Raw genomic sequence first — 14181 nt, forward strand, 5'->3', positions numbered from 1 at the left:
AAGAAAGCTTTTCTTGGTGTTCATGCCTACTCCTGTTAAGACAAATGTTATTTGTCTCTACATTGACAAATCTTATTTAATCTTAAGGGAAAAGGCAAGATTTAGACAAAAGTTATTACTGAAAATGTGACATATGTTAATTAAATTTGGAATGGTTTTTGGACAAAGCTTGTTTGACTAACACACGTACTTTATTCCTTTTTCGGTCATATATGACACATTGCCTTCGGAGTACAGTGCGGAATCCCCGCAAAGGTATATGTATCCATCATCGGTATACCTCCTGAAGCTTTCAAAGACCTTTGTCATTCTGCCGAAAGCGTACGTGTCATTGGTATTGCCGCTCTCAGGCTCCATGTAAAGAGGAATGCCGGTTGCGTTATCAACCATCATCTGTTCCATAATCTGGACTAATTCGGGATGGGCATCTCTGCTGTATCCAAAGGTAACATTGATTTTATGGGGTTCATCGTAATTGACTGCGGTGTTATCCTCATGGAACATACGCTCTTTGCCATGGTAATGGAAGCTGGTGCTGTCAATGTTCACACTCCCGATTTTGCGTCCAAGGCTATCCATAATGCCCAGAGCCAGCTCGGAAAATAAAGGTGTCAGACCATATTCGTACAGCGCATCCATGGTACGGCCTATAACATCATCGTTAAACCAGGCTTTATGGTATTCTATTCCCAGCATGGCCTCAACATCTCTGGCCTCGAAAAAGGTGTTGCTCATATACAGTGGCCGGGTGGTATAGCCAAGCCCGTTCAATATCATCAGAGCAACAACCTGACCATGAGTAAAATGTCCGGCATTATTACTGAACTTGGGAAGCCTGGAATCGATCTTCTCGATAATTCCGGTCTCCCGAATAAAAGCTCCAACCAGTCCCAAATGCCCCATGGTTAAAGGTTTAAGCAGCTCTCTCGGAATAACGGCCATGACATCCCCCAAAATTGGCAATAATCGCCGTATTCTAGGGAAATAAAATCGCCTGCCACAAGCGAGATAATATTAAAGCGATCCTTGTATCACATTTTAAAAATAAATATTTTATATATGTATTTTTTTGTGATAAACCCCTATATTAATTGACGTCACAACATGCTAGTCTCAAAAAAGGAATTTGAAATTCCTCCAGCCCTTTATAAAAAGTGGTAATTAAGCAATCTCAACTGCGAAATGTAAGTAAAAACTCAAACATGATTCTGATTTACTGGATCCTGAGGACACCGCCTGTGGTGATTAAGGGAGGATCAGGAATTTAAAGAACAGACTGTCAAGATTATATGGAAAGAGGTGTCACAAAATTTCAGCGGAGATGGTCATGTAGGGGCGTAATTTTCAAAAATCTGGAGCAGGAATCTATGATTTTAAGGATATTTCTGGAAGCCAAAATCCGGACAAACTAACAAATCAGCGACACCGATAACTCTTGAGAGAATACTCGAAAGGAAGACCTTGCGGAAGCACTTAGGAAGGTGGTCAGCAACAAAGGCGGTGCCGGAGTTGATGGCATGAAAACCCTTCAGTTAAGATGTTACATATTGGAACACCCTAATGAAATCTCGGAAGCGGTGAGAAACGGGACTTACACCCCGAAACCTATATTCAGGAAAAGGGCGAAGCGAGTTCCTTTAAAATCCGAATATGCGTATTCCTCTAATAGGTACTGGACTATGTCCATGACTCCTGTGATTCACAGAATTCTTAGTAATAAGCGTCTGCTGAGTGAGGGATGGGCTACTTTGGAACAGTTTGCGTGGAAGGGCTGATATATTTACTTCTGCGTTTATCGTTTTGAACCGCCGAATGCGGATCCGCACGTTCGGTGGTGTGGGAGGGGTGAGTTAGGATCCCCCTACCCGATTACGCAAAAAGCGTCACTACGATAAAAGAACTGCAGACTAAACGTAACTTATTATTCAGGTATGTAGAGAAACAGATATATTAAGCGTAAATTCGCTCAATGAATTTACGCTTAATATAACTCATAAAAAAATAAAATAAAACTGCTATTTGGAAATAATGATAATGTAGTAACACCCAATTAAAAAATTATAAAAGGATCTATTAAGCAAAAATGACAAAATACCAAAGCTTTAACATGGAGTGCCCCATTATAAAATGCCTAGCTGTTCTATAAAAAATACAACCAGGGTTCGAGTACAAACTAAAGCACAACAAATGACTTTCATTTACTGGCAAACAACTAATGGATCACCACTAATAAAACATCAAGAAACTGAGATTTTAGCACTCTGACAAAAGATAGTAGGAAGTTAAGAAATAAGATGGTGCGAATGGAGGGACTCGAACCCTCACGCCTTACGGTACAAACACCTGAAGCTTGCGCGTCTACCAATTCCGCCACATTCGCTTTAAATGGCGCTCCCGACGGGAATCGAACCCATGACCTTTGCCTTCGGAGGGCACTACTCTATCCAACTGAGCTACGGAAGCACTGCAAAGAATATGGGTATTATATAAAACCCAAACAGTTCGTCAATATTTTTCCATACATTTTATCAATAATGTAGGATCGCCAACATCAAAAGCTCAAAAAATAATCATTATTATTCCTGTTCTTTTTCAGCAGACTCCTCATTGTCCAAGGTTCCTAAAACCATTGAAAGATCATAGAGGTCAGAATTCTTGGCAACATCCCATTCCTTGTTAATCATTTTTGTTTTACCATTAAGAGTGACTCTTGCAAAATACTTTGAATCCGCATTCTTGTAAAGATCGAAGACCAGCAGAGAATTCAAAGGTGCATAATCTGAAACTGAAAACCCCCCCAGTTCACCACTTACTTTCTCTGAAGTATTACCATCACCAAACTCTTCTTTGAACAAATAACTTTCAAGAGAGATAAGAGCTCTAGCGTCTAAAATCATAACCTTAACTGGTTCTTCACTATTAATCGCAACTAGATCGTCGACAATTCCCCTTACGATCCGTTTTCCGGAATTCATTCCTATGCGATTATTTTTAAAACCAGGACCAAACTTATAATAGGCTATATGATCCTCCATTTTAGCAAAATACTCTCTCTCGTTTGGCCTAATAATAGTGTCCATCAAAGAAGAATATTTCTGGGCAAGGAAAGGATCAATATTTGGAAGAATCTGGTAAAAAAGGTAAAGATCGTTGACAAAATCCTTGTCATCAATTCTCGATGTTCCAGTTGAAAATCCTAAATGAACCAATTCATCAATTTTAACCTTTTTCAAAATTCTGGGAAGTACACTTTCGATGTAAGATTTATACTGTTTATCTACTCGCATCTTTCCTAATGCTTTTTCCAAATCCGGATAGTTATTAAGGTAGTTTTTATATTCAGTATTGTAAAAAAATGCCAATGTGTTTTCATCTTTAATTTCATCATACACAATAACATTATCTTCTGGGAGATTGTTGGTGATTCCCAAAACAAACTTCTCCCCAGTTTCTAATCCTAAAGGATCTCCATCATAAACGAACTGAATATTAATTTCCTTGTCGTAAGTAGCCTTTGAATTGATCAATTTAGCTCGAGACTTACCAAAATCCGTTCCTAGTCTATTTACTTCTCCTATGCCTACAGGAGTAAGCGCAGTCTTTGACAACTTTGTTATCGTCGGACGAAGTTGCTTCATAAGGTTAAACAACTCGGTTCCCTCGTCTGTAAGTTGCTTCTCCTTATCACAGCGCGCCATAGCATGATAAAAATCATCAAAATTATTAATATTCTGATACCCCATGGCTCCTTTTGAAACTACTGCAAAACTGTAAACATGACTGTATCCGCTATAGTCAACAACGTTCATACTTTCACTGTTGTAGGAATTCTCTGTCCTGAAAACATAATCACCACTAGCATTAGCAACACTAAAAAAAGAAATAACACTACCTACAAAAAAAGCGGCAGCAATTTTGGTAATCTTCATAACAAACCCCAAAAAGAAAGTACAAACGGGGAGTATTGTACTCCCTCAATACTTACAATTACACATCGAGTTCCGCCAAATGAGAGTTAGCCACAATAAAATCGCGCCGTGGCTCAACTACATCTCCCATGAGCTTTGAAAACTCCTTATCAGCCTCAATTGCATCGTCGATTGTCACTTTGAGGAATACTCGATTTTCTGGATCCATTGTCGTATCGTACAATTCATCAGGATTCATTTCACCCAACCCCTTAAAACGGGTAATATCTATTCCCCGCAAGGCAATTTTTATAAGAATGTCATAAACCTGACCAAAATCTCTAAAATTATCGTATCTGTTTTCACCAATCATTAAATAGGCATCAGGCTCCAAGAGCCCTACAATCAAATTGCTAACTTCGGCAATTGCCTTATAATCTAAACCTACAAGAAAGTGGTACGGCAACAACTGCCCACGATCTACACCATTATGTCGAACAAAAATTTTCGGCAACCAAACGTTATTAGCAGGATCATATTCAACTTCTGTCCTGAATCGCAACCCCGAATTTTCCTGAAGTTTCAAACGATTTTCAAATTCAGCAGTCCACTCAAGAACCTTTTCCTTACTGTTCAAATCACTTTCGGATATGCGACGAACAAAAAGAAGCTGTTTGGTAAGCATCTTCGGAATTTCTCTATCAACTCTGTCCAGAACAGCAAAAATATTCATATACTTCAGAAATATCTTTTCCAACGGCTCACCAAAAATAGGAGCTGCAGCAGAATTCACATATAATTTTGCCTTATCTAAAGCTAAAGAAGTCTCGTACTGATTTTTCTCCTTTTCATCGACTATAAACCTAACCTGTTTACCTTTTGAATATCTGTACAAAGGTGGCTGCGCAATATAAACATACCCTCTTTCAATAATATCCGGCATCCTTCTATAAAAGAATGTCAAAAGTAATATTCTGATATGAGCACCATCCACATCAGCATCAGTCATAATAACCACATTATGATAACGAATATTATCAGGATTGTAGTCGTCATTACCGACGCTACCGCAACCTAATACTTTGGTCAAAATACCAATAGTCGAATCCAAATCAAAGGTAATCTGATTTAGTTTATCTGTAGAAGTTTTTTCAACATTTAATATTTTTCCCCTAAGAGGCAAAATTGCCTGAAACTCTGGATCCCGCCCTTTTTTTGCAGATCCACCTGCTGAATCCCCCTCTACAATATAAAGCTCTCTTACGGCAGGATCTTTTGATACACAGTCGGTTAGTTTTTTTGTCATGCCGCCAGTAAAATCTTTTTTATTACTATCTCGAATTTGGCGAGCTTTAATTCTATAACGGGCAGCGCTTAATATTTTTTCAATAATAACTTTGGACTCGTTCGGATTCTCGTTCAAATATTCATAAAGCTTTTCGTTAATAACAGAACTTACTGCCGCTGAAACCTCAGATGAAACAAGTTTATCCTTAGTTTGAGAAGAAAATTTTGGATCAGGAACCTTTACTGAAACAATAGCAGAAATACCTTCTCGGAAATCTTCTGTCTGTATATCAATTTTTTCTTTCTTATTGATAATTATTGATTCCGAATATTTCTTTAGCGAATTTGAAAGACCTCGTCTAAAACCTTCAAGATGGGTACCACCATCCTTCTGAGGAATATTATTAGTAAAACAAAATACGCTTTCGTTATAAGAATCAACCCACTGAATAGCGACCTCAACCTCTATACCATCATCACCACGCGTCTGATGACAATAAAAAATCTTATTAGTGAGTTTTTCCTTGTCCTCGTTTAAAAAATTAATAAAGGCCTCAATACCACCCTGATAATGAAAAACCTCCTCCTTCTTTGGAGAACATCTTTCATCAACAAGAACAATTTTCACACCAGAATTCAGAAAAGATAATTCCCTAAGCCTTTTTTCTAAAACCTTGTAATCAAAAATGATATTTGAAAAAACTGTATCACTAGGCCAAAATCGGACATCCGTACCAGTTTCTTCCAAAGAACAATCAGCTATTGGCTCAATCGGAGCAACAGGTTTTCCACCATCTTTATAGGTTTGCTGCCATATTTTTCCATTTCTTTTTATAGTGAGGACAAGTTTATCTGATAATGCATTCACCACAGAAACACCGACACCATGAAGTCCTCCAGAAACCTTATAATTATTCTGATCGAACTTACCTCCGGCATGAAGAACCGTCATAACAAGTTCGGCTGCCGATACCCCTTCCTCTTCATTGATATCTACAGGTATTCCACGTCCATCATCATTAACTGAAACCGAACCGTCGGCATGAATTGTTACTAACACTCTATCACAATAGCCAGCCAAAGCCTCATCAATGGAATTATCAACAACCTCAAAAACCATATGATGCAAGCCTGACCCATCGTCAGTATCGCCTATATACATGCCTGGACGCTTGCGCACTGCATCAAGCCCCTTAAGAACCTTTATAGAATTTCCGTTGTAATCGTTATTAACTTCAGCACACATAAAACTTTCCTAAAATATGCACAGGCAGGCACAGTCTGTAATTATTAGAATATTTTGTTATCTTGCAAACTATCATCTGTTCACAAAAAATTCAATACAACAACCGGTGTATTATAGCCCAAAGTCCAAAAAATCGCTATAAAAAGCACATTCCACCGTATTATCACATTTAATTCAAACTTTCAAATATGGTAATATTGGCAATGACGACAAAATTATTTATACAACTTATTCTGTATCAACATAGGAACACATAAATGAAAATCATCATTAGAGCTCCCTTATGGATGAAAATAGCTTATGGTATTGGGATATTAATGTTATTAGCAGGAATTTCATGCCACTTTATAGGAATCCCTGACATTCCTGATGAATGGATGGCTTTCTTTCTGATCGGCGGAGTGGTACTTATTACTCCTTACCATTTCGTTTCTTTAAGAGAAATGCTAAAACTACGACCTAAAAGTTAATTAATAGTAATTTTTTTTCAAACCCTCAGAAGATTTCTGATCTTAATTCTGAGGTAATTCCAAAAATCACTTTCATCACCTTCTTTTGCAAAATTATAACTATAACAAAACCAGAACAGCCAAACAGAAAAAACTATAGAGTATATTGCATATTATTCTGATTTAATTCATCACACTATTTCAGTTATGTTAAATGTTAAATTTTTCATCTTATTCTTTAATATTCAAGCTTATCATTTTACCAAATTCTCATATCCAGACTTCCTTCTTTTAAATAAAAACAGATAAAATTCTCTTAAAAAATATTACATTTTCAATATCTCACAAATTCTTTATATCACTCCCATTCATTAAACATTCATATTTAACTATTTCTTTTTCAAAAACACTTCCATAATAATCTTCTATCCATCTTCCTAAAACCAATAAGCTAGAATCAGTATTTACAACTTACAGGCATACGAATTATCAAAAAAGACAATTATTCATAAAAACTACAGACTGCCACATTATCGCTAGATAACTTACATTCACCTACTCTAGCAGAAATTGTGAAAGAATCATCTGTTATAAGATATATTAAAAACGAAACAAAACAATCTGTTAAAATTATTACCAGTAATTCATTTGAATAAACATTAGTTTTCAATTTCACCATAATGCGGTAACCACCTGTACAGGATTCATTTTCATATATTAATATTCTACAAGAGCCACTCCCCTTCTATTTTCAACTCAATATAATCATTAGTTGAATATGATCCTTTTCAACCCTTTGCATAATATTCAATACTTCACCTCTCATATATGTTCCATGTGGAACATATATTCAAAAAAAAATAATTCGACCAACTTGATCAAAAGATATCAATAGTAAAAACTGGTAAAGATTGTCGATTTCTATTTTGCTAAAACTGACTCTATAATAGTCATTCAATTTATCAAATATAAAATATTATTATGACACCTAATCTAAGACTAATATCCCCCTTCTATCCTTACACATTACATAGTAAGATAGGAAAACAGAATCACTATCTCTCCCCCTCTTGTTCCACGTGGAACATTATTCATAAACAATTCTGTACAGACTACGACTGATTGTTCCACGTGAAACCACCAATAACCTATCCATTATATATTTTGGGATTACAGAGAGTAACAGAAAGAAATATCGTAACCTACGACATCCTAAATCAGATAAATATTACCAAATTAACAAGTTCCAGACAGGTAAAAGCTTAGTAAGACATACAAAATGCTACCGTAAGATTTTTCAGCAATTTCAAAAATTGATAGTCAATCACTTCAATATAAACTTGTTCCACGTGGAACTATCTATAATCCTATTCATTAAGCAAAATATTGATTCAGAGGACTGACTTGTATGATTTGGACAATTGTAAACAATCAAATAACAACTTCGCAAACAAGAATGGAAATATTAAATATTTGAGCAACATTATAAAGGTATGAGATACCTCATTGAATCAGCCGTAAACCTATTATAAAAACATACTACATTTAAAATTTAAGTAATTATATTTAGAACAAAATTCAAACTGGTAAAAAATCAAGAAAACTATCAATGTTCCACAAGGAGTATCCAGGTCAGTCAAATGTCATAGTAAACAAATTTAATAACACTAAGAGAGGAGAATGCAATTGTGATAAAATTTCGAACTTGCCAGTTACGGTCTGAAATTTAAACAATGATACTAAAAAAGATTTTTATAGAATTAATAGATATTTACAGTGCGTATAGGCATTATAGTTAATTATAACACATTTTGCTCAAAAACATACAATTAAAAACAAAATATGAATACACCTGTTTTTTATCATTCATAATCAAGCAAGCTTTAACAATTCAGAGTTTAAGCTATAAAACACAAAGGCAGGTGTAAAAAATGCAATGATGACGATTTATATTGATTTTTACTTTTTTTTGGTGAGGTACCTCGATTACTACGCACTACATCTAGTATACTTAGAGCTAAAAAAACAATAAAGATAATAAACTTATAAAAGGAAGAGATTTATTCCTTTAAAATAACATTGAGACTTTATTATCTGCAATAGAATAAAAAGAAGCAACAGGGAATGTATCTCTGTACCTATATTCAGAATCCTTCCCTACAATAGTAAGAAAAAACTGGGCTCTTGATCCTATTGATTTAATAAGATCACATAAAATTCGTTGATTATTTTCATCAAGTTCAGATGTTATATCGTCAATTAAAAAAATACAATTACTGCCAGATTTCTTAGTATATAACAGCCCTTGAGCTATATGCATGGATATTACCAGAAGTTTCTGCTGTCCTCTTGATAACAATTGCTCAGCCATTGTGTCATTCACTTTAATTTTTAGATCTGCTTTATGTGGTCCAGAAAGTGTATATCCTAAAGAGAATTCTCGATCTCTATTCTTTCTCAAAATATTCAATAGACCTTCCTCTCTTTTGTATCCATAATTTAAAGTAAATTTAAAGTTATATTCAGGAATAAATTTTTGTGTTATTAGTGATATCTCCTGAGAAAAATCATTTATATAATCTTTTCTTAAATCAGAAATTAGTTCAGATAACTGAACAAAAAGCTCATTCCAATATTGGAAAGAAAAATCATCGGACCTCTCATGAACAAGAGAATTTCTTTGCTTTAAAACCCGATAAAAGTCATTATATACTTTTCCTGATGACGACTGATTATAAAAAACCCCCCAATCAACAAAACTCCTTCTAACAGAAGGACCTTCAGTCAATAAAGAAAAGGAATCTGGAGATATTAATTGTACACATAGGTTTTTAGCAATATCACTATTCCTTACGATATTTTTATTATCAAAAACAACTTTGATACTACCATCAGATTTTCTTTCCAAACCTTCATAATGATTATTTCCATTATTATCATGCAAAACAGCAAAGACACTAAAAGATGAACATCCAGATTTAATTAAGCTTTGATTATTAGAAGTCCTAAATGATTTAGCAAGAGAAAGATAATAAATAGATTCGAGAATAGATGTTTTACCGACACCGTTACTGCCACAAAAAACATTAATTCCATTTGAGAGTGGAATATCAAGGTACTCAAAGTTTCTAAAATTTGAAACCTTTATATGACTAAGGAACATGCCGGATACTAGCAAAGAAATTTCAAGGACAGAGAGAAAAAACTCTCTATGTCCTTGAAAACAAAACTTTAAATAACAATTCTACTTACAACATAACACGCTTGGCTAATCTGTTCGCCCTCCCCTGCCACAGCTTCTACCTTTGCACTGTTACTGTTAGTTGTCATGGAAATCTTAATCTTTTTTGCAGTCATGTTCTTACAAATATCAATAAGATAATCCGCCTTATAAGCCAAATTAAAATCATCACCTTCATACTCAGCTATAATATGCTCAACTGCTTCCTCGTGAAGACTGTTCTTAGCTTTTATGGTAATTGATGAATTAACAACTATGAGTTCAACTGCATTATTTAAAGAATTACAAAGAATCTTCACCCTCTCAAGAGAGTTTTTAAAACTCTCACGATCAAGCGTAATAACCCGATTACAGTTGTTGGGAACAATCATTAGAATGTTAGGATAATCACTGTCAATAAGACAACTAATCACTGTAACACCATTAATTTCAGTTCTGAAACTGTTTTTTCCAACAAATAATTCTATTACAGAATCCTGAAAAGACTTATCCTTAGAATATTCATTCAAAAGCCTAATCACTTCACCCACAGTCTTTTTTGGGAGAATAAAAGAATTTCTGCCATTATAGTTTTCGGGAAAAATACACTCTTCTTCAAGCTCTGCTCTCTGAATGTTCGCTCTGTGAGCATCTGATGTATATATGTCTAGATCCTTATGAGAACCGGTTTCCTGTCTCAAGGTGAAGCACATTCCCTTCAAAGCTACACGATAATTTTCCTGGGGAATCGCAAAACTCGTCGTCTTCATCATATCCAAAAGAGTCGAAGCTTTAATCTTCATAGAGTAGGAACTGGCAAGGATTTCAATTTCAGGAAACTGCTCCGCAGGAAGAGTTGACAGAGAAAAAGTGTTTCTGTCCGTACTCAAAGTGATAGACTTTCTGTCCGTCGATTCGATAACTTCAACGAAACATCCTTCAGGAAGACTTTTAACTATAGTTGCTAGCTTTTTTGCCTCAACAGTAATTGCGCCTTTCTCAACAGGGCCGTACAAACCAACCTCGCTGACCAATTCAATTTCGGTATCAGTGCAGATTAGGTACATCTTGTATTCTGTATCCTTTATGGGGCCCGTAGGATCGTTATACTCAATTTTCATGAGAACATTCTGAGTTATCGGTTCCTTTTGATTTGTGCCAACAGATCCGGAAATCTGCTCTAAAGGCTTAATAAAAGCTTCTCTTTGAATTTTGAATCTCATAGTAATTGCACCATTTAATCTCTTGAATCTTACTCAGTAAGCTGTAATTTCAAATTTTCATAATCAGATCTGATTTGATGATCTGTCTGAATCCATTTGGCAAGTTTGTCGCAAGCATGCATTACAGTAGAGTGATCTCTATCTCCAAACTGCTTCCCAAGGCTTGGATAGCTCTGCCCCGTCAATTCTCTTGCCAAAGTCATTGCAATCATACGAGGCCTCGCAATTGGCTTTGATCTCGAAGGAGAATCCATATCCTTGACAGATATCTTGAAATACTCAGACACGGTTTCCTTAATATTATCCACGGTTACCATCTTTGCCCTCTGTGCCAGTTCATCTTTTAACACAGATTTAACCCTGTCCACTGTAATGACCGTATCAGATTTGGGACCTAGAATAGTAGCCCCAATCGTTTTAATATATCCTTCAAGATTTCGAACGTTAGTCTGAAATTTCAACGTCATAAAATCAACGCTTTGCTTATCAAACTTAAGTCCCATCTCTTCAATTTTTTTGAGAATTATTTTTCGTCTAGTATCAGAATCCGGGGGTTCCACTTTAATTACAACCCCTGAACGAAATCTGGAACTTAAGCGTGAGTCAATCTTCTTAATTTCAGAAGGATGTACGCTAGCCGCAAAAACAAGCTGCTTTCCTGAAGTCGAAATCTCGTTCATAATACTGGTAAACTCACCAGCAAATGAATCACTGAATTTATTGTTGAACTCTTGCATATCATCAATCAACAAAACATCAAGACTTTTATAGAGCGCTTTAAATTTACTTATAAGACCAGTCACAGAATTCTTGCTAGTACTGTAATCTGCGACTGCTTGAACAAAATCCTGGTAAATACTGATTAGTGGCACATACATTACTTTCTTATCAGGATAGTTTGTCAGGAGCGAATTTGCTATAGCAAAAAGGATATGAGTTTTCCCAAGACCGGTATCTCCATATACAAACAAAGGATTCCTATCGGAAGTTCCCGGATGTTCAGCTACCAGCTTTCCATTGTCGCAAAGAGTTGCATTAGTAGGACCTTCAACAAAATTATCGAAGTTTTTGTTTTTCAGAATAAGATGCTTATGTTGCCTGTAAAACGGATTTTCCTTAACTTCTGCAAGACTTAACTGCTTGGAAAAGCTCATGTTTTGAAAACTGTCATCCTGGGAGGAAATACTTCCTTTTTCATATTGAGAAGGCCTATCAGAAACTGAAGCTCCCTTAGCTTCTGTGTGCGGGACAAACCCCCTTCCCATGTCATCAATTTTCAGTCCGAAACGATCGAAAGAACTTACCTCATTATGAGGTTGAACACTGCTGCTGTTCATTTGAATTTCTTTCTGAGGTAAGTACGAATACCCGACTTTTGATACATCCCCTTCTCTATCAGTGTTTCTTTGGGATGGCACTGGAATCCGTCCTCCATGGAAAGGTGACTCCAGTTTTGACTGAGTATTTGAATTGTCTCCGAACTTCATATTGCTCTGGAGATCAATATTCACTCGATATTCCCTTCCAAGTGATTCCATCGTGGCCGCCCTAATGGTATCCACATAATTGTTGTTTTCAAGAAAATCCTTTACTAGACGATTAGGAACATAAACAGTAAGAACATTGTGCTGATCTGACACAACAGCCATAGATTTTTTCAAAAACATCCTGAGTTGCATCTGCCTAGCTCCGCCCAAAGGCACAGATTCAAGATGCTTTTTTACCTTTTCCCAGGAGGAAGGATCAAAAATTGGCACAAACTAACCTCAAACAACACGAATAAAAACACTTTATCACGAAGAATTGATTTTACAATATGAATTGACAGTAATCCAGCACAAATTGTGAATAACTTGAAATGTGATATGGTTTTTGACAAGAAATGTTAACTATTGACGAAAGTTATCAACAACACCAACAATGTTGCAGCGATGGTATATTGATAATATCTTAAGAAATACCTTAATTAGTTTATCAACAACCTATAAACAGCTTATTCACAACATAATTTTGATAACCTAAAACGACTCCTGCTCAAGATATGTTGACTGGAACGACTAAGAACTATATAATCACGCGACTGTTCTGTGAACTAGAGCAGACTTTTATTTTTTTTATTATTGGGAGAATATATAATGAAACGCACTTTTCAGCCTCATGTATTAAAGCGTAAGCGTGTTCACGGTTTTCGTAGTCGCATGAAGACAGCAGACGGTCGTAAGGTTCTTTCACGTCGTCGTGCAAAAGGCCGCGTTCGCCTTACAACTGTTAATGGCTAAAAGAAATTTTTCTAGGGAGTCCAGACTGCTGACTCCTGAAAGTTTCAATTCAGTCTTTAAAGATCCAATAAAAGCAGGATCTCCATCCATAACTGTGCTTGCAAAAGCTAATGGTTTGGGTTTCCCGCGCTTGGGCTTGATTGTCCCTAAAAAAGCACTCAAGAAAGCAGTGTGGAGGAATCGGATTAAGCGCGTGGTGCGGGAAAATTTTAGAAATGCCCAAGATAAACTGTGTCCGTTAGATTTCGTAGTAATAGCGAAAGGTCCTGCACAAAATATGAGTAACAGGGATTTAGACGAAATCCTGGCAAAATTATGGAACGTCATATATCGCCGCTACAAAAAATTGCAAGTGCGCTTATCCGATCCTACCAAATAGTTCTCAGTCCTGTGATAGGACAGCAATGCCGCTATATCCCTACCTGTTCTGAGTACACAAGACAGGCGATTTTAATGTATGGATTCTGGAACGGATTCTATCGTGGGATCTGTCGCATAGGACGATGTAACCCTTTCTGTACAAGTGGTTTTGATCCCGTTTCTTTTCCTAATGATGAATTATGAGAACA

General features: G+C 36.1%; 10 protein-coding genes and 2 tRNA genes. 4 read left to right on the plus strand and 8 right to left on the minus strand.

Annotation, left to right across the window (positions count from 1 at the left end):
- Positions 1 to 177: 177 nt before the first annotated feature.
- From F557_RS0101685 to F557_RS0101715, 5 genes are all read right to left on the minus strand, one after another.
- Positions 178 to 942 carry an IS1634 family transposase gene (locus F557_RS0101685; RefSeq protein ID WP_019000536.1) on the minus strand — a complete coding sequence of 255 codons (765 nt, stop codon included), beginning with the start codon at positions 940 to 942 and terminating at the stop codon, positions 178 to 180.
- A gap of 1353 nt (positions 943 to 2295) precedes the next feature.
- Positions 2296 to 2380 (minus strand) — tRNA-Leu (locus tag F557_RS0101700).
- A 6-nt stretch (positions 2381 to 2386) separates the two neighbouring features.
- Positions 2387 to 2463, minus strand: a tRNA-Arg gene (locus F557_RS0101705).
- A 113-nt stretch (positions 2464 to 2576) separates the two neighbouring features.
- Positions 2577 to 3929 carry a hypothetical protein gene (locus F557_RS0101710; protein WP_019000539.1) on the minus strand — a complete coding sequence of 451 codons (1353 nt, stop codon included), beginning with the start codon at positions 3927 to 3929 and terminating at the stop codon, positions 2577 to 2579.
- Positions 3930 to 3987: 58 nt separating this feature from the next.
- A complete protein-coding gene (locus tag F557_RS0101715) occupies positions 3988 to 6441 on the minus strand; it encodes a DNA gyrase subunit B (RefSeq protein WP_019000540.1) in 2454 nt (817 codons plus the stop codon).
- 257 nt (positions 6442 to 6698) lie between these two features.
- Here F557_RS0101715 and F557_RS0101720 point away from each other — a divergent pair, with 257 nt between their 5' ends.
- Complete coding sequence (locus F557_RS0101720; protein WP_019000541.1) at positions 6699 to 6911, plus strand: hypothetical protein; 213 nt, start codon at positions 6699 to 6701, stop codon at positions 6909 to 6911.
- Between the two features lie 2047 nt (positions 6912 to 8958).
- On the opposite strand, the gene recF is transcribed toward F557_RS0101720, so the two are convergent.
- The 3 genes from recF to dnaA form a co-directional block, all read right to left on the minus strand.
- Positions 8959 to 10053, minus strand: coding sequence for a DNA replication/repair protein RecF (recF, locus tag F557_RS0101725; protein WP_084761355.1), 1095 nt, complete (start codon positions 10051 to 10053; stop codon positions 8959 to 8961).
- A gap of 68 nt (positions 10054 to 10121) precedes the next feature.
- Positions 10122 to 11333, minus strand: a complete 1212-nt coding sequence (gene dnaN / locus F557_RS0101730) for a DNA polymerase III subunit beta (protein ID WP_019000543.1) — start codon at positions 11331 to 11333, stop codon at positions 10122 to 10124.
- A 29-nt stretch (positions 11334 to 11362) separates the two neighbouring features.
- Complete coding sequence (gene dnaA / locus F557_RS20865; protein WP_157617721.1) at positions 11363 to 13090, minus strand: chromosomal replication initiator protein DnaA; 1728 nt, start codon at positions 13088 to 13090, stop codon at positions 11363 to 11365.
- A 378-nt stretch (positions 13091 to 13468) separates the two neighbouring features.
- Between dnaA and rpmH the strand changes: the two genes are divergently transcribed.
- From rpmH to yidD, 3 genes are read left to right on the plus strand one after another with little or no spacing between them, the layout of a single operon-like run.
- Positions 13469 to 13612, plus strand: coding sequence for a 50S ribosomal protein L34 (rpmH, locus tag F557_RS21660; protein ID WP_084761358.1), 144 nt, complete (start codon positions 13469 to 13471; stop codon positions 13610 to 13612).
- Positions 13605 to 13991 (plus strand): ribonuclease P protein component, encoded by a 387-nt coding sequence (gene rnpA, locus F557_RS18390; protein WP_044142808.1) that lies wholly within the window; start codon positions 13605 to 13607, stop codon positions 13989 to 13991. Before rpmH ends, rnpA begins: the two co-directional genes overlap by 8 nt.
- Positions 13928 to 14176 carry a membrane protein insertion efficiency factor YidD gene (gene yidD, locus F557_RS21665; RefSeq protein WP_084761361.1) on the plus strand — a complete coding sequence of 83 codons (249 nt, stop codon included), beginning with the start codon at positions 13928 to 13930 and terminating at the stop codon, positions 14174 to 14176. The genes rnpA and yidD overlap by 64 nt, the downstream gene beginning before the upstream one ends.
- The last annotated feature ends 5 nt before the right edge of the window (positions 14177 to 14181 follow it).

It is taken from the genome of Succinimonas amylolytica DSM 2873 (assembly GCF_000378405.1).
Classification (GTDB): domain Bacteria; phylum Pseudomonadota; class Gammaproteobacteria; order Enterobacterales; family Succinivibrionaceae; genus Succinimonas; species Succinimonas amylolytica.